The organism is Sporolactobacillus shoreicorticis (assembly GCF_024125445.1).
Lineage (GTDB): Bacteria > Bacillota > Bacilli > Bacillales > Sporolactobacillaceae > Sporolactobacillus > Sporolactobacillus shoreicorticis.
Window position 1 is genome coordinate 116,760 of sequence record NZ_JAMXWM010000007.1, and the last position, 16,892, is coordinate 133,651.

At 41.4% G+C, this 16,892-nt stretch carries 14 protein-coding genes; 11 read left to right on the forward strand and 3 right to left on the reverse strand.

Translation table 11 applies throughout. The features are described 5' to 3' along the window. Nucleotides 1-125 precede the first annotated feature (125 nt). From NIE88_RS08125 to parC, 4 genes are all read left to right on the forward strand, one after another. Nucleotides 126-1,262 (forward strand): THUMP domain-containing class I SAM-dependent RNA methyltransferase, encoded by a 1,137-nt coding sequence (locus NIE88_RS08125; protein WP_253060985.1) that lies wholly within the window; start codon nucleotides 126-128, stop codon nucleotides 1,260-1,262. 114 nt (nucleotides 1,263-1,376) lie between these two features. Further along, entirely contained in the window at nucleotides 1,377-2,888 is a 1,512-nt protein-coding gene (locus tag NIE88_RS08130; protein WP_253060988.1) for a carboxypeptidase M32, read from the forward strand. A 72-nt stretch (nucleotides 2,889-2,960) separates the two neighbouring features. Beyond that, nucleotides 2,961-4,943: a DNA topoisomerase IV subunit B gene (gene parE / locus NIE88_RS08135; RefSeq protein WP_290446365.1), complete on the forward strand. Its 1,983-nt coding sequence runs from the start codon at nucleotides 2,961-2,963 to the stop codon at nucleotides 4,941-4,943. Nucleotides 4,944-4,945: 2 nt separating this feature from the next. After that, the gene (gene parC, locus NIE88_RS08140; RefSeq protein ID WP_309247024.1) at nucleotides 4,946-7,393 is read left to right on the forward strand and encodes a DNA topoisomerase IV subunit A; all 2,448 of its coding nucleotides are present in this window, start codon (nucleotides 4,946-4,948) and stop codon (nucleotides 7,391-7,393) included. Between the two features lie 4 nt (nucleotides 7,394-7,397). On the opposite strand, the gene NIE88_RS08145 is transcribed toward parC, so the two are convergent. Beyond that, the gene (locus NIE88_RS08145; RefSeq protein WP_253060992.1) at nucleotides 7,398-7,877 is read right to left on the reverse strand and encodes a hypothetical protein; all 480 of its coding nucleotides are present in this window, start codon (nucleotides 7,875-7,877) and stop codon (nucleotides 7,398-7,400) included. A gap of 18 nt (nucleotides 7,878-7,895) precedes the next feature. Continuing rightward, a complete protein-coding gene (locus NIE88_RS08150; RefSeq protein WP_253060996.1) occupies nucleotides 7,896-8,369 on the reverse strand; it encodes a hypothetical protein in 474 nt (157 codons plus the stop codon). A gap of 246 nt (nucleotides 8,370-8,615) precedes the next feature. Between NIE88_RS08150 and NIE88_RS08155 the strand changes: the two genes are divergently transcribed. The 3 genes from NIE88_RS08155 (at nucleotide 8,616) to NIE88_RS08165 (ending at nucleotide 11,827) form a co-directional block, all read left to right on the forward strand. Next, nucleotides 8,616-9,623, forward strand: coding sequence for an NAD(P)/FAD-dependent oxidoreductase (locus NIE88_RS08155; RefSeq protein ID WP_253060998.1), 1,008 nt, complete (start codon nucleotides 8,616-8,618; stop codon nucleotides 9,621-9,623). Nucleotides 9,624-9,735: 112 nt separating this feature from the next. Continuing rightward, on the forward strand, nucleotides 9,736-10,611 hold the full coding sequence (locus NIE88_RS08160) for a GNAT family N-acetyltransferase (protein ID WP_253061000.1): 876 nt from the start codon (nucleotides 9,736-9,738) through the stop codon (nucleotides 10,609-10,611). Between the two features lies 1 nt (nucleotide 10,612). After that, nucleotides 10,613-11,827 (forward strand): class I SAM-dependent methyltransferase, encoded by a 1,215-nt coding sequence (locus NIE88_RS08165; protein ID WP_253061002.1) that lies wholly within the window; start codon nucleotides 10,613-10,615, stop codon nucleotides 11,825-11,827. Nucleotides 11,828-11,873: 46 nt separating this feature from the next. On the opposite strand, the gene NIE88_RS08170 is transcribed toward NIE88_RS08165, so the two are convergent. Next, nucleotides 11,874-13,355, reverse strand: a complete 1,482-nt coding sequence (locus tag NIE88_RS08170) for a sugar porter family MFS transporter (RefSeq protein ID WP_309247026.1) — start codon at nucleotides 13,353-13,355, stop codon at nucleotides 11,874-11,876. Nucleotides 13,356-13,625: 270 nt separating this feature from the next. Between NIE88_RS08170 and NIE88_RS08175 the strand changes: the two genes are divergently transcribed. The 4 genes from NIE88_RS08175 to NIE88_RS08190 all read left to right on the forward strand — a co-directional run bounded on the left by NIE88_RS08175 (nucleotide 13,626) and on the right by NIE88_RS08190 (nucleotide 16,888). Beyond that, complete coding sequence (locus NIE88_RS08175) at nucleotides 13,626-14,078, forward strand: MarR family winged helix-turn-helix transcriptional regulator (RefSeq protein ID WP_253061006.1); 453 nt, start codon at nucleotides 13,626-13,628, stop codon at nucleotides 14,076-14,078. Nucleotides 14,079-14,657: 579 nt separating this feature from the next. Then, complete coding sequence (locus tag NIE88_RS08180) at nucleotides 14,658-15,200, forward strand: EXLDI protein (RefSeq protein ID WP_253061008.1); 543 nt, start codon at nucleotides 14,658-14,660, stop codon at nucleotides 15,198-15,200. A gap of 38 nt (nucleotides 15,201-15,238) precedes the next feature. After that, nucleotides 15,239-16,195, forward strand: coding sequence for a magnesium/cobalt transporter CorA (gene corA, locus NIE88_RS08185; protein ID WP_253061010.1), 957 nt, complete (start codon nucleotides 15,239-15,241; stop codon nucleotides 16,193-16,195). A 117-nt stretch (nucleotides 16,196-16,312) separates the two neighbouring features. After that, nucleotides 16,313-16,888: a xanthine phosphoribosyltransferase gene (locus NIE88_RS08190; RefSeq protein ID WP_253061012.1), complete on the forward strand. Its 576-nt coding sequence runs from the start codon at nucleotides 16,313-16,315 to the stop codon at nucleotides 16,886-16,888. Nucleotides 16,889-16,892 lie beyond the last annotated feature (4 nt).

A 16,892-nucleotide genomic window follows, 5' to 3' on the forward strand; every position in this document is an offset into this window, starting at 1 on the left:
GCAGATCGGCATTGTTTTGTACCGGGGGGTTCTGTCATAAATCTTGTGATTACGGTTTATTTTGATAAATATAATTGATACATTTGGCAATAGAATGCAGGAGTTCCTGAGAAAGGAAAAGCGACATGAGTGAGAAATGGACGCTGATTGCGACGGCAGCAATGGGATTAGAAGCAATTGCTGCGCGAGAGTTAAGAAGTTTAGGATACAAAGATTTAAAAGTAGAAAACGGCAGAATTTTATTTTCCGGAGGGCCTTTGGATATTTGCCGATGCAATCTCTGGCTCCGCACAGCAGATCGAATCAGGCTTCAAATCGGTGCTTTTAAAGCGGATACCTTCGACAACTTGTTTGAACAGACAAAGGCACTTCCCTGGGCAGAGATCCTTCCAAGGAATGCCATGTTCCCAGTGATTGGGAAATCCCATAAATCAATATTGCACAGTGTTCCTGATTGCCAAGCAATTGTTAAAAAAGCAATTGTTGAATCAATGAAACAGCACTATAATCAAGAATGGTTTGATGAAGACGGACCGATGTTTAAAATCCAGATTGCTCTCGAAAAGGATTGGGTGACACTTGCTATTGATACTTCGGGTGATGGTTTGCATAAGCGGGGCTACAGACAGCTGCACAACTTAGCACCGCTAAAGGAAACTTTGGCAAGCGCATTAATTTTGCTCAGTCGCTGGAACCCGAATCAGCCGTTTGTCGATCCCTTCTGTGGTTCAGGTACCTTACCAATCGAAGCAGCTATGATCGGTCAGAATATTGCGCCGGGATTCAATCGGGACTTTGTTTCCGAATCATGGCCGATTATTGCGAGTGGCTGCTGGGAGCAAGCACGTGAGGAAGCAGAAAGCATGGCAAACTATGACCAGCCTTTAATGATTACGGGTAGTGACATTGATCACAAAATGATTGAACTGTCTGAGCATAATGCGCTTGAAGCCGGCTTTAACGGATTAATTACATTTAAGCAAATGCAGGTCGCTGATTTTACAACGAAGGATGAGAATGGATGTATGATTGGAAATCCGCCGTACGGAGAACGAATGGGCGACCGCCAGCAGATTCAAATGATTTGCCGTGATCTGGGAGAACTATTTCAAACCTATAAATTATGGTCTTTTTACTTTATCTCATCTTTTGAAAAATTTGAGAATTTCTTTGGCCGTCCAGCAAGCAAGAAAAGAAAGCTGTATAATGGACGAATTCGGACCGACTTTTATCAATACTTTGGGAAAAAATACATGGATTAACACAAACTGATCAGGCAAATGATTCTTCTGAGAAAGAAGGACATTACAATGAATACAGAGAAAAGAATGAAGGAAGCACTTCCTGCATTTACTATCGTAAAAGGGGCGTTATGAATGGCGATTACTGAAATTGTAGACTCTTATAATAAACATGTAAAAAAAATCATGGATTTTAACGAGTCCATCGCACTCGCAGAATGGGATATGCGGACAGGTGCGCCGAAAAAGGGCATAAAGCAGCGTTCAGAAGTTGTTGGAACGCTCTCTGATGAAGTTTTTAAACGATCGACTTCAGACGAAATGAAAGGATACATAGACGCGTTGACTGATCCGGCGGTTCAAGATCAATTAAGCTTAGTTACAAAAAGAATGATCGAGGATTCAAAAAAAACATATGACCGATTCATCAATATCCCTTCTGAGGAGAACAAAGCGTATGTTATTCTTCAATCCGAAGCGCAGGATGTATGGAAAGAAGCAAAGGAAAAAAGTGATTTTGCCATGCTTCAACCATACTTGGAAAAAATGGTTGCATTCAAACGGAAATTCATTGAATACTGGGGTATTAAGAAAAATAAATACGATGCATTGCTTGATTTATACGAGCCTGGGGTGACAGTTAAAACCATTGATCAAGTATTTGACAAACTTCGCAAGGGGCTGATTCCATTAGTTGAAGCGGTTGCCGCATCCAAAGATCAACCGGAAAAAGCATTTTTATCTGTTCCATTTCCTATTGAAAAGCAAAAGGCGCTGTGCCTCCATTTGCTCAAGGAAATCGGATACGATTTTGATGCCGGTCGCCTTGACGAAACAGAACATCCCTTTGAAATCACGCTCAATCCCGGTGATGTGCGTGTGACAACGAATTATCAGGAAACTGATTTTATCTCTACGGTGTTAGGAACCATTCATGAAGGAGGCCATGCTCTGTACGAACAGCATATATCCCGTGAATTAGTAGGAACACCGCTTTGTGCAGGAACCTCGATGGGTATCCACGAGTCGCAGTCCCTCTTCTTTGAAAATTTTATCGGCCGAAGCAAAGCATTCTGGTCGTGTCATTATGAAGAGTTGAAAAGGTTTGCAAACGGCCAGTTTGACGGCATATCTCTCGATGATTTTTATCGAGCAATCAATGTGTCTCAACCATCACTTATTCGTACCTTGGCAGATGAATTAACCTATCCGCTTCATATTATGGTACGCTACGATATTGAAAAAGGATTGTTTAATGGAGAATTGAGCGTAAAGGATTTGCCGGGAGTGTGGAACGAAAAAATGAACGAATATCTGGGCATTACTCCAAACAATGATCGTGAGGGTGTGCTTCAGGATATTCACTGGCCGGGCGGAGATTTCGGCTACTTCCCATCCTATGCACTGGGTTACGTTTATGCTGCTCAATTTAAGAACACGATGGTTAAAGATATACCTGACTTCAACGTTCGCGTCGGTTCAGGCGATCTAAAAGTGGTTACAGAGTGGCTCAGCAAACACATTCATCAGTTCGGAAGCTTAAAAAAACCGCTTAAAATTCTCAATGATACGACTGAAGAGGGACCGAATCCAAATTATTTATTAAATGATCTGTCGAAAAAATATAGTGACATCTATCGCCTTTAATCCATATGATTCAAAGAAACAAGTCGAACATCAGAGATAGATCAGAACGCATTCTGTTCCCTGCTGAACAGGATGTTGGAGAAAGGGGTTCTTTATTTGGCAAGACAAGTATCAGCTTATGATGATGACACAATACAAATACTCGAGGGCCTGGAGGCTGTACGAAAACGTCCGGGCATGTATATTGGTTCTACCGATTCAAGAGGGCTGCATCATCTTGTTTATGAAATTGTTGATAATGCGGTAGATGAAGCACTCGCCGGTTATGGAAATGAAATTTTCGTTCGCATTCATAAAGACGGAAGTGTAAGCGTGCGTGACTTTGGCCGCGGGATGCCTACCGGAATGCATCGAACAGGGAAACCAACGATAGAAGTTATCTTTACCATTCTGCACGCAGGAGGCAAGTTCGGACAGAGCGGCGGTTATAAAACAAGCGGCGGACTGCATGGTGTCGGCTCTTCTGTTGTCAATGCACTTTCAGAATGGCTGGAAGTTACCATCTGGCGCGACGGAAAGACTTTCAAGCAGCGTTTTGAACATGGTGGTCATCCGGCGACAACTCTGGAAGAAATCGGAACGACCCGCGAGACAGGATCATTGATTCATTTTAAACCGGATGCAACAATTTTTAGTACAACGGCGTATCAGTTTGATATTCTAAGCGAACGGCTCCGCGAATCAGCGTTTCTGCAAAAGGGAATGAAGATTGTTCTGACCGATGAACGAAGTGACCGTGAAGAAGTTTATCACTATGAAGAAGGAATTAAAGAATTTGTCGCTTACTTAAATGAAGACAAGGACGTCCTTCATCCGGTCGTTGCCTTTGAAGGTACAGCCAGTGAAATGGAGGTTGAGGTCGCATTTCAGTATAACGACGGCTATTCGGAAAATTTAATCTCATTTGTTAATCATGTACGTACTAAGGACGGCGGGACGCATGAATCCGGATTTCGTACAGCGCTGACGCGCGTGTTCAATGATTATGCGCGAAAAAGTGGTATTTTGAAGGAAAAAGAGAAGAATCTGGATGGTACGGATATTCGTGAAGGGTTCATGGGCATCGTTTCTATTCGCGTTCCGGAGCATTTGCTTCAGTTTGAGGGTCAGACGAAGGAAAAGCTCGGAACGAGCGAAGCACGGTCAGCAGTAGACACGGTTGTATCAGAACAGCTCGCCTATTTTCTTGAAGAAAATCCTCAGACAAGCGAAAGATTAATTCGAAAGGCGACACGTGCACGTCAAGCGCGTATCGCTGCACGAAAAGCAAGAGAAGATGCAAGAAACGGTAAAAAGTCGAAGCGTAAGGAAACGATGCTCAGCGGAAAGCTGACTCCGGCATCTTCTAAAAATGCGGAACGGAACGAGTTGTACCTTGTCGAAGGTGATTCAGCGGGAGGTTCGGCGAAACAGGGACGCGATCGTAAATTTCAAGCTGTTTTGCCGCTTCGAGGCAAAGTCATTAACACACAAAAGGCCCGGCTTGAAGAAATTATGAAAAACGAAGAAATCAACACGATTATTTATGCGATTGGCGCAGGAGTAGGTTCGGATTTTTCTATTAAAGACAGTAATTACGATAAAATTATTATCATGACGGATGCCGACAACGATGGCGCACATATTCAAGTGCTTCTTCTTACTTTCTTCTATCGGTATATGCGGCCATTAATCGACGCAGGCAAAGTGTATATAGCACTGCCACCTCTCTATAAAGTAAGTAAAGGGATCGGGAAGAAAGAAAAACTGGAATATGCTTGGGACGATAATGGGCTTAAGGAAGCAATAAAAAAAATCGGCAAAGGCTACACTATCCAGCGTTACAAAGGTTTAGGCGAGATGAATGCCGATCAACTGTGGGAAACAACGATGAATCCTGAATCGAGAACCTTGATTCAGGTTCATATTGAAGATAAAGCCTATGCTGAGCGCAGGGTGAGTACACTTATGGGTGATAAAGTGGAACCGCGGCGCAAGTGGATCGAAACGCATGTGGCATTTGGACTTGAAGAAGAGGTAAGTGAAGGATTGACCGCTGTGAAAGGTGCTGATTAACTGTGGCAAATAGAGAAAAATTAGTGAATCGGACGCTCGAAGAAGTCATGGGCGACCGATTCGGCATTTATAGCAAATATATTATTCAGGAGCGTGCGCTTCCCGATGTTCGAGACGGATTAAAGCCTGTGCAGCGTCGCATTCTTTATGCAATGCTTCGGGACGGTAATACAAACGACAAACCGTTCCGCAAGTCGGCGAAAACGGTCGGCAACGTCATCGGCAACTACCATCCGCATGGTGATTCCTCAGTCTACGAAGCAATGGTACGTATGAGCCAGGATTGGAAAGTACGGATGCCGCTTATTGAAATGCACGGAAACAACGGCAGTCTTGACGGCGATCCGCCGGCGGCAATGCGTTACACAGAGGCTCGGTTGTCGAAGATATCTGCCGAGCTGCTGAGCGATCTGGATGCGAAAACAGTCGACTACGTGCTTAACTTTGATGACACAACGGAAGAACCCACTGTTTTTCCGTCAAAATTTCCCAATTTGCTGGTTAATGGTTCAACTGGAATTTCGGCGGGCTACGCAACGGACATTCCACCACACTGCTTGTCTGAAATCATTGATGCAACGATTATGCTAATGGAAAATCCAAGCGCTACGGTCGATGATTTAATGACCTATGTTAAAGGGCCGGATTTTCCAACAGGTGGAATTGTTCAGGGATTGGACGGAATTAAGAAAGCATATAAAACGGGGAAAGGTAAAATTGTGCTGCGCGCCCGTACTGAAATTGACACTTTGCGTACAGGACGAAAACAGATTATCGTTACTGAGTTGCCCTATGAAGTTAATAAAGCGCTGCTCGTGAAGAAGATGGACGAACTTCGTCTTGATCATAAGGTTGAGGGCGTTTCAGAAGTGCGTGATGAGACAGACCGCAGCGGCATGCGTATTATTATTGAATTAAAAAAAGATGCAGATCCAAACGGTATTTTAAATTTTTATTTTAAAAATACCGATTTACAGATCTCATACAACTTTAATATGGTCGCCATTGATCATAAAGCACCAAGGCAGCTGGGGCTTAGGGAGATTCTTGAAGCCTATATTGAACACCAAAAAGAAGTTGTCACTCGCCGATCACAATTTGAACTTCAAAAAAGTATTGAACGACAACACATCGTTCGAGGATTAATCAAAGCAATCTCAATTCTTGATGAAGTCATTCGTGTGATCCGAAGCTCAAAGGATAAAAAGAACGCAAAACAGAATCTCTGTGACGTTTTTGCATTTACTGAAATTCAGGCGGAAGCAATCGTAAATTTACAACTGTATCGTTTAACAAATACGGACATTGTCACACTTCAAGAGGAAGAGCATCAATTGGACTTAACCATTGCACGATTGCAGGGAATACTTAATTCCGGCAAAAAATTGATCGCGGTCATCAAAAAGGAACTATTAAATGTTCGAAATAAATATGCGGACGCAAGAAGAACAACCATTGAAGCAGAAATTGAAGAAATCAAAATTAATCTTGAAGTCATGGTTGCTTCTGAAGAGGTCATGGTATCCTTAACAAAACATGGCTATGTGAAGCGTTCAAGTTTGCGATCTTATACGGCAAGTGGCGACGATGGTGTGGCAATGAAGGACACGGACCATTCACTGTTTCAGAAGCAGATGAACACAACCGATACCTTGCTCGTATTTACAGACAAGGGCCGATACGTTTATTTGCCTGTCCATGAAATTCAGGATCGTCGCTGGAAGGAGCTTGGCCAGCACATTGCAAGCATTGTTCCGATCGATCCGGATGAAGCGATTATTTCAGCCGTTCCTGTAAGTGATTTTGAACACAGCAGATTGTATATGACGTTCTTAACGAAACTAGGTATGGTCAAACGGACAAAATTACTGGAATATAAAGCGCAGCGCCGTTCAAAGCCCTTGACCGCTTTAAAATTAAAGAAAGATGACTCATGTCTTGCTGCCATGGTCACGGACGGATCTTCAGATTTACTACTCGCAACTTATATGGGTTACGGATTGCGTTTTGCTGAGCAGGAGGCCGGAGAAGTCGGTCAGCGCGCGGCAGGTGTTAAGGCCGTTCAGTTAAAAAATGGCGATACGGTTGCCGGTGCCGTTGCCCTTAAGAATCAATCATCTGTTCACTTATTGATTGTTACTGATCGCGGGGCCGTCAAGAAAATGAACATAGAAGGCCAAATCGAACAAACCGGCCGGCCGAGACGCGGTGTACAGTTGCTGCGTGAATTAAAGACGAGACCGCATCATATTGCCGGTTTGGCACTTGTTGGCACGAGTGATCAGATCAACATCAGCACGGATAAGGGGAATGTGTTCACACTTCAATCGAAGGACATTCGAGTATCCGATCGGTACAGCAACGGTTCTTTCGTTTTAGATCAGGATGAGGACGGAAAAGTCAACGAAATTTGGATGGATACGGATCAGGTCAAAAAAAACGAGGATTGAATGACTACCTGCGGATAAAAATATGGTAATAAACCATAGTTACAGTGAGTACAATCAGGTAGATCGGCAACGAGAAGAACAGTTGATACCCATTTTTATAGTGGTAAACGCCGACGTGCCAGGCTAATGCTTCGGCAAACATTGAAATCAGTGCCCAAACTGAAATATAAAAGAAATAAGTCGATCGATTTTTTCCAATACCAGTATAAAAGTAAACGAAAAGATAGGCAAAGGGACCAAACATGACGAATGAAAGCATATCCCAAAAGTCAACAAACGGTGTATCGTTTACGCTATAATAATTAAATGGATTGATACACACCGTATTATCAAAAAAAGCGCTGATAAAAATACCAATCAGAAGCATTGTGACTGTCTGCTGCCGTGTGAAACGTTTTGGCAGAAGAAAAATAATCACATAGGCTATAATGCCGCTGATCAGAATGAACAGTTCATTTGAATTGAAAGCCGTATCTTTTGGCATTTGGATCTCCCTTTTCATTTACTCGTCGCCTGATTGCCGTTTTAAACCAAGCAGTTGAAATACTTTAAGAAGGAACAGCATGAGTATGTAGTAACAAATAAAGTAGACAGACAAAATCAACGTGCTGATTGACGTAACAATGGTATGTTTTTCTTCAAGTTTGCAAAACAAAATAAATACGAGAAAGCTTGCAGCGAATGTGAGCGACTTTTTCCATAAACCTTTGTCTTGCACTAAATTAATGGAGATCAGTGTGAGCACAGGGAAAATAACATTCCGATTAAAAAGAAATGCGATTGTCCCTTCAACACTGTAGTTAAATCCGTGATCGCCAAAATACATGCGCTTCGCAGGAATCAAGAGAGAAATCATAATGGTAATTGAGCAAGTGAGAAATAGAAATAGATTTTCCTCACGGGAAAGCCGTTTGGGCAGTATAATGAAAAGATTCACGACGATCCAAATGAGACACAGAGTGACGGCTAGAACCATTCATTTTCCTCCTTTTCGGCGATTAGGTAGGTTGTGAATCATGATGCTGATCAATAATTAGGCCAATTTTGTACCTTCCATTATCTTGAACGTTTTTTGGGGAATTCATTCTGATCCATGTGCGTATCTGCTGATTTATCATTTGTCTGTTCGTACTAAGCGTTCTAATGGCATTGATCAGAAAAATCACTTAGAATAAAACATGATAAAAAATGATCATTTTCTAAGGTAGTTGGAGGGATTGTATTGACCGAAGAACAAGAACTTTTTGATATAACGATAATAGGCGGGGGTCCAACGGGACTTTTCACCACTTTTTATGCCGGAATGCGGCAAATGAAAGTGAAAATTATTGAAAGTCTCCCGCAACTTGGCGGACAGCTCAGTACCCTTTACCCTGAAAAAGAAATCTTCGATGTCGCTGGATTTCCAAAGATCAAGGCAAAAGATCTGGTTAAAAATTTGACGGTACAAGCAGAGCAATTTCATCCTGATGTTGTGCTTGATGAAGCGATCAGTTCTATGGTACGGCGAGAAGATGGAGTCATTGAACTGATCGGAGCTTCCGGCCGCGCTCATCGCACGAAAACCATTGTGATCACTGCCGGAGTCGGCGCGTTCGCGCCACGACCATTAAAGGTCGATCAAAGTGTTGAAAAGTTCACGAACATACATTATTATGTTCAGGATGTGACGATTTTTAAAAAGAGACGCGTTGTCATTTTGGGAGGCGGCGATTCCGCCGTTGATTGGGCGAACACCTTGGCCCCGATCGCAAAGAGCGTGACCATTATCCATCGCCGCGATCAATTCAGGGCGCATGAAACAAGTGTCGAGGCGATGAAAAAGGCATCTGTGCAAATCAAAACCCCGTTTATTGCGAAATCTGTCTCAGGATCGCAGGACCGTATTGATCAACTAACGATTCAAATGGTGAAAGGTGAAACAGAGGAAACGTTGCCACTGGATGATTTGATCGTGAACTATGGTTTTGTATCCGCCTTAGGACCGATTAAGGATTGGGGACTTGAGCTGGAGAAGAATTCAATTCTAGTAAACAGCAAAATGGAAACCAATATTCCGGGTGTTTATGCCGCGGGAGATATTGCTGCTTATCCCGGAAAAATTAAACTGATCGCAACCGGACTGGGCGAAGCGCCGACTGCTGTTAATAATGCCAAGCATTATCTTGATCCGAAATCACGCGCGCAACCTGTGCACAGTTCAAGCGCAGGCGAACTATTTGCAAAATAAACTTACGTTTTTTTTAGAAGCCTGAGATGGTCAGGCTTCTTTACATAACTCAAGAAAAATGAAATAGAAAACAACATATTTTGTTTAGAAATAAGATGAATGGGGCTACTCAATGATCATTAAATCCATCTGTCGGTTAAGTTCAGCTATTAAAAAGGAAATCCGAACACTTGAACAACTGTGTGCTCAGGCCGACGGCGTTCGATACGCTACCTCTTTAGACAGTGTCCTTAATTTTCATGCAGAAATGAAGCACACATTCCTTTGCTATGAGAACCATCAACTCGTCGCTTTTCTGCATGTGTTTGCACCGACGCATTCAGAAGCAGAAATTTCGGCATTGACTTTGCCTCAATGCCGAACAAAAGGCTATTTTACTGCTTTGCTGCTTCGAGCAATTGAAGAACTGAAAGCCTTTCAAATTTCCGATGTGCTTTTTGTTTCTCAGCCGTCCTATCCAAGGAATCAGGTAATCAAACATTTTGGTGCAGCCTATGAATTTTCAGAGTATATCATGTCGCTCGAACGAAAAAAGTACATGATACAGATCCCGGAACAGCCAATGTCTCTATTCATTCAAAGAATGGGATATATGAAGCAATTAATCGAGGTCAGTGTAAAAAGCTTTCATGACAGCAGCGAAGAGGCACAACGCTTAATTGAAATGGCATTGCTGTCTGCCAATCGACAGGGTTATATGGCTGTTTTCAATGACAAAATTATCGGTATCTGTTTTGCACGATTTGAAGGTGCAGAAGCATTTCTGTATGGATTAGGTATACACACTGACTATCAAGGCAAGGGATTCGGCGGCATTTTTCTTAAGCTGGTTCTAAACGAATTGTTCTCAGGAGCTGCTATGAAAGTGAAGCTGGAGGTCGAATCTCGAAATGCTTCGGCACTGCATTTATATACAAAAACAGGATTTGCATCTGAAAACACGGTTGATTATTATCGTGCGACGATCAAGAATCTGCTAGGAGTTTAACATGAGCACACAACAACAAAAAGAACAAAATTGGCGGTCAGCGCTTCTAGAGGCCTGGCGTTTTATTGAGGCTGAAGGAATTTCTGCCACTATAGAAGGTACAGCTGCATTAAAGATACAGGGCTGCGCAATTCATGATGATTCGATTCACATTTCCATTCAGTGGGATGCATTGGAACAGTTTTATCAAACAGTGAGGAAACGTACCGCCTGCGAACTAAAAAGAGACAATGACAGCTGCTTCTTTACCTTCCAGTTAAACGAATATTCGATTCGAATCAGTGGATATTTTGGAACAGTAATTCGCACCGATCCCGATCGATTACTTCTTTCGGTTGAGTCCTGTCAGGTAGCAGTTAAGTCGTTCGGTTATTTTTTGCACACACTGCCACAATCCGATTCGCTGCGCGAAATAGTTAAAGATTATCTAAGGCGTTTGCAAAATACAGATGCAGGTCAAAATGGGCACGCCTGGAATAACGAAGCGTATCAAGCATGGATCAACCGGTTTGGGAAGCCAGAACAAGCAGCTGCGAAAATAAAAGAAAACCCCGCAGCAAAGTTAGGGGCCCTGGCACCGTATTTAAAGGAAATTCAGGGAGAAAAGATTATTAATCTTCTTGGTTCTCACGGAAGCAAAGCACTTGCTCTTGCCTTAATGGGGGCTCAAGTTACTGTGGTTGATATTTCGTCAGAAAATGCTGCTTATGCAAAAAATGTGGCAGATGCACTCCATGTAACACTAAACTACGTTATTTCCGATGTTTTGCAATTACCGGTTGATCAGCACAAGGAAAAGTATGATAAAGTATTCATGGAGCTTGGAATCCTGCATTATTTTATTGATCTCGAACCGCTTGCAGAGCTTGTTTTTTCAATTTTAAAACCGGGTGGCCAATTCCTTATTCAAGAGTTTCATCCCGTGTCAACAAAACTGGTTACGACACGAGGAAAAAGGCAAATTGTTTTCGGCAACTATTTTGATCAATCATTGCATGCGCGTCAAGTCGCTTTCTCGAAACATCTTTCTCATGGAGAAAAAAGGAATGGTGAGAAAGCGCGCACCGTATTCTTAAGAGAGTGGACACTTGGTGAGATCGTGACTGCATTCGCTCAAGCGGGTTTGATCGTGCAGCGTTTAGATGAAACGCCAAATATGAAAATCAACGATATCGGCTTGCCCAAGTTATTTACACTTATTTGTCTAAAACCGTAATTTTTTTGGAAATGCAATAAGAGCAGCCGCAGCTGCTCTAAGTAATTTAATTTTTTTTATCGATATTTACATTCGGCATATCGTTTTGGATGTTCACTTTTGATCCAGCATTGCGAAAATAGAGTTCCAGTTCTTCAAGTGATTTATCCTTAGTCTCAGGCAAGAAACACTTAACAAATGTGAATGCCACTACACCGCAACAGAAAAAGATGAAGAAGGTCATCGAAAGACCGATCCAAGACAGTAAAACGGGAAATAAAAGACTAATCAGGAAATTCGTCGTCCAAAGACAAAATACAGTGACGCCCATTCCTAAACCGCGTAATTTTTGAGGAAAGATCTCAGAAAGCATCAACCAAGTTACCGGAGAGATTGTTGCCTGCTGAAACGCTAGAAACATGACCGTCATGCTGAGAACTAAAAAAGGAAGCAAGGGCGTCCCGTGCAGAGTCATTGAAGCAACGCCAATCAACAGCAAGGAAGTGGAGGTACCGGTCAATCCAATCAGCAGCATAGGCCGATGATTTACTCGTCCAAGAAGCCAGATGCCTACGAAAGTTGCTGCGACTGATATAACTCCATTTGCAACATTAGCAATGAGTGCTACATCTGTTTTGAATCCGGCGTCTTGAAGAATATGCGTTCCATAGTACATGATTGAATTAACACCGCTGATTTGCTGGACAACAGCGATGCCAATTCCAAGAAAAACAATTCTTCTGATCCATGGCTTTCGCAGATCCCGAAAGGTTGCCTTTTCGCTTGACCGATCATTTTGAACTGTTTTTTTGATTGCAACTAATTCTAGTTGAGCACGTTTTGGGTGTCGAATCAGATGAAGCACATGCAATGCGCTTTTTAATTTACCTTTGGATGCATACCACCTTGGACTTTCCGGAACGAAGAACATGCCAATCCAAAGTAAGATTGCCGGCAGCGTGGCGATAACGAGCATATAACGCCATATATGAGTTGAACCGCCAGAGTAATTTGCGATGACCGCATTAAACACATAAGCGAGCAATTGTCCGCTGACAATCATTAACTCATTTTTTGTTACCATTTGACCGCGGATTTCGGCCGGTGAGAGTTCGGCGAGAAACGCCGGAACAGTCACAGATGCTCCACCTACAGCAATTCCCAGCAGAAAACGGAAAAAGACCATAACTGCTGCGTTCGGTGCAAATGTACAGCCCAAGGTTGTTATAAAAAAAACAATGGAGAGGTACTTAATTACCTTTTTACGGCCTTTATGATCGGCTAATCGTCCGCTGAACACTGCTCCAAATGCCGCACCTAGAAGCAAGGAACTGGCGACTAATCCCTCGGTAAATGAAGTAAGATTTAATTGATCCGGTCTGGCCATAAATGGAAGGGCGCCATTTATTACACCCGTGTCGTAACCAAAGAGAAGACCTCCGAAGGTTGATACAAGTGTGATGATTTTTAAAAATTTTTTAGGACTTCGTTTATGAGCACTGTCATCGGAAAGAGCTGCATCCTGCATTGCTTCTAAAGGTTTGTTAATACTGATCGTGAATCCCTCCTACATGAACTGCATTAAAACAAGATTAATTAAAAGATAGACACTGACAAAAATAAAAATGGGTCGTGTTAAAAACAAAGCAAAGATTAATAGGCTTATGTAATTCGAGGATAAATGGTTAAAAATTGATGTTTTGAAAAGAATCACGCGTTGTTAATTGAGTACTAAATTGATAGCAATTAAACCTGAAATTCAACAACTTTTTATTAGTTTAACACTAAACTGACGATTAGTCAAAAAAGGTGAAAATAATTGAAAATAAGAACAATGGGAAGCGCGACAAATAAAGGGATCCTCTCGTGGTTTTACATTTCAAGAACGTACCACATTCAACTGAAGCGCTACAGCCAATTTTTGAAAACGTGGAGTCTGACTCCTTCACAATATGAAGTACTCGTGAATATTAGAGAGAGCGGCAGGATGTCGCAAAAAGAATTGGCAGAGAAAATGTTCCTTACCAAAGGGAATATCACACAATTAATCATAAAGATGGAAAACGAGGGCTACATTTCACGCGAACAAGAATGGAAAACAAAATACATTCGATTAACTGAAAAAGGAAATCAGCTACTTGACCGAATCCGTCCAGAACAGGTTAATTATTTCTCGCAGCAATTTCAAGGCCTGACCAAGAAAGAGCAAAAAAGACTCATTAAATTGCTTAAAAAAGTGAATGAAACACAGATCAATCAGGATAATGAATGACCTTAATATAGGGAATACATCAATTAATCAAACGTATGTTTAATTTATACGTTTGTATCCTGTGGTACAAAATCTCTGTTTTATCGTTTCTCTACTGGGAAACAGACATTATATTTTTATTGATTTTTCTTTGTCTCTCTTTTGAGGGGCATTTTTTATTAAAGCGATTAACAACCAGAAATCTGAATACCACAGGAAAAACTCTTTCGCCAATCAAAAATTCATTAAAAGACTTTAAGAAAGATGGTAACAATACACTTTTTTCAAGCGGGAAAGGTGGTAACTGCTGCGTACGAGCGGTGTGGTGAATTTAAAGTATATAGTTAAACGATGCAATGCAACTCCGCTGCTGTGCTTTATCCATCGTATATCTCATTGCTTTATGCATTGATAACACTTCTTAAAGATACCATTTTAAATACTTAATTATTATGTGAATCACTCGTGTATTTAGTTTCTATGCAGACAAAAAGAAAAAATATATGCATATTTTATGTATAAAACGCTTTGCCATCTACGTATAAAGGTGTATATTTATATGTATAAAGTAAATATATATTATTTTAAAAGGAGATCAATATGCCGAATAAGACTATTTATGTCCCAGATGCTGATTTAGAAGTGTTCGATCAGGCCCAGGAGGTCTCCGGTAAAAATCTATCCGCGACTATTGTGCAAGCGCTGCGTTTCTACACGAAAATTGGTGAAGGAAAAGGATTTGAGCATATTGAAGTTTCCGAAGGCGAAAACGGATTTTATAAGAGAAAACGATTTATAGGCAGAGAATTGGCTTCTGCTAGCGTTCATGACGAAGATCATTCATTGCTGACGACCTATGTTGTCTACGAAACAACTCATGGACGTTATGCTGTGCTCATTCGTGAACAGAAGAGAATTCCTCTTGAACAATCGATTGAGAACGAATTAAAGAAACGAATTATGGAAAAGATCGCAGGAGAAAACATGAACAGAATTCCTTTTCAAAAGGAATCAGAAGATGATAGTCCGGATTTACGCAAACTGGAGATATTCAATTCAATTGACGACTTGGTTGGTCATGTACCCTCTGACTTGTATCGCGCCTTGCACGAAATTAAAGACGGCGAATTTTTAGATATATAAGTTGAGATCAAAGCCATGTAAAAGGAGTTTCTGGATTAATGATACGTATTCTTGCTCACGACAAAGACAATAAAATCTCATCACAGCTAAATCTTACCCAATTAAGTGATCAAGAAATAAATCATTACTGGCTGGATCTAAGTGCCCCTGATGATGATGAACGGAAACAATTAAAGAACTTCCTCCCTGTTTTTCATCGCCTCACAAAGGAAAACGAGCATCATTCGAACAGACCGCAATTAAAGCTGTTTAAAGATTATTATTTTGTTTCCTTGCAAGTCATTAGCCCGAATACCTTGAAAACACATGAACTCTATCTGTATGTTGGGAAAAATTCACTCGTCACATTTCATACCAGCAATTTAAAAGCAGTGAATGATATATGGCATGGCTGCAGATCAGACGATCATTTTTTCAAAGAAGATATTCCGGATGAAATTCTTCGTCGGTTAATGAGTCGATTGGTGGAACAGTATATCATGGCCGCGAATGATCTCGAGGATAAAATCGATGATTTAGATTTGAACGCGAAACGCGAGTCAATCAATAAAATGAATCGACGTATCTTTCAATTACGCAGTGAACTGCTCAGTTTTCGTCGCGTCATCGCACCGCTTATGGATATTACAAATCGAATGATCGGCTCGTCGTCTATTGAAAAAAGCGAGGAACATGAATTTTTCCTGCGCAATTTGAACGATAATTTAAGCAGAATTACACATATGATTGAATCAAATTTGGAAATAACATCTGATATTCGCGACAGTTATCTGTCGCTGACTACATATCGCACGAACCGTGTGATGCAAACTCTGACCGTCATTACTACAATTTTTATGCCACTGACTTTTATTGTCGGTATTTACGGAATGAATTTCGCGTATATGCCTGAGCTCAACTGGAGATATGGTTATTTCTTCATTCTCGTGTTCATGGGACTGATCGCAATCATTATGTATTATTGGTTCCGGAAAAAGGGTTGGTTTGACAAATAGGTTCCGATCATGCCGCCTCCATAATTATCGGGTCTAGTACAGGTGACAAATCCAGTGTATACTTTTAAAAAAGATACCCTGCATTGAATGACTGAAGAGAGGAAGAGCCTAAATATAATGGAAGAATTAAAGAAACGCATTCGTGAGGATGGAACTGTAATCAATTCCGATATTTTAAAAGTTGACCAATTCTTGAATCACCAAATAGATCCAAGTTTATTGAGAAATATCGGCGAACAATTTGCTCAGGCTTTTGCAAACTCCGACGTTTCAAAAATCCTGACAATCGAGTCCTCAGGAATTGCACCTGCATTGATGACTGGACTAGCATTGAATGTCCCGGTAGTGTTTGCGCGGAAAAAGAAGCCGTTAACGCTGAACGAAGGTTCACTAACGACTAAAATCCAATCTTACACGAAACATTTAAATAATTCGGTATATCTTGAAAACAACATGCTTTCAGCGGAGGACCATGTTTTGATCATCGATGATTTTCTTGCTAATGGCGAAGCTTCGCTTGGTTTGACGCGTTTAATCGAAATGGCTGGAGCATCTGTCGCTGGAGTGGGCATTGTCATTGAAAAAACCTTCCAGCCGGGAAGAACGCGGCTTGATCATGCTGGCTATTCTGTTTATTCACTTGCCCGCATTTCATCGCTTGCCAACAATCAAATTACTTTTCTGGATGACTAGTATA

Bases quoted from the DNA above. Each gene is read 5' to 3' on its own strand.
- NIE88_RS08125 (WP_253060985.1), top strand. From the start codon at position 126: ATGAGTGAGAAATGGACGCTGATTGCGACGGCAGCAATGGGATTAGAA.
- NIE88_RS08130 (WP_253060988.1), top strand. From the start codon at position 1,377: ATGGCGATTACTGAAATTGTAGACTCTTATAATAAACATGTAAAAAAA.
- parE (WP_290446365.1), top strand. From the start codon at position 2,961: ATGTTGGAGAAAGGGGTTCTTTATTTGGCAAGACAAGTATCAGCTTAT.
- NIE88_RS08145 (WP_253060992.1), bottom strand. From the start codon at position 7,877: ATGCCAAAAGATACGGCTTTCAATTCAAATGAACTGTTCATTCTGATC.
- NIE88_RS08150 (WP_253060996.1), bottom strand. From the start codon at position 8,369: ATGGTTCTAGCCGTCACTCTGTGTCTCATTTGGATCGTCGTGAATCTT.
- NIE88_RS08160 (WP_253061000.1), top strand. From the start codon at position 9,736: ATGATCATTAAATCCATCTGTCGGTTAAGTTCAGCTATTAAAAAGGAA.
- NIE88_RS08165 (WP_253061002.1), top strand. From the start codon at position 10,613: ATGAGCACACAACAACAAAAAGAACAAAATTGGCGGTCAGCGCTTCTA.
- NIE88_RS08180 (WP_253061008.1), top strand. From the start codon at position 14,658: ATGCCGAATAAGACTATTTATGTCCCAGATGCTGATTTAGAAGTGTTC.
- corA (WP_253061010.1), top strand. From the start codon at position 15,239: ATGATACGTATTCTTGCTCACGACAAAGACAATAAAATCTCATCACAG.
- NIE88_RS08190 (WP_253061012.1), top strand. From the start codon at position 16,313: ATGGAAGAATTAAAGAAACGCATTCGTGAGGATGGAACTGTAATCAAT.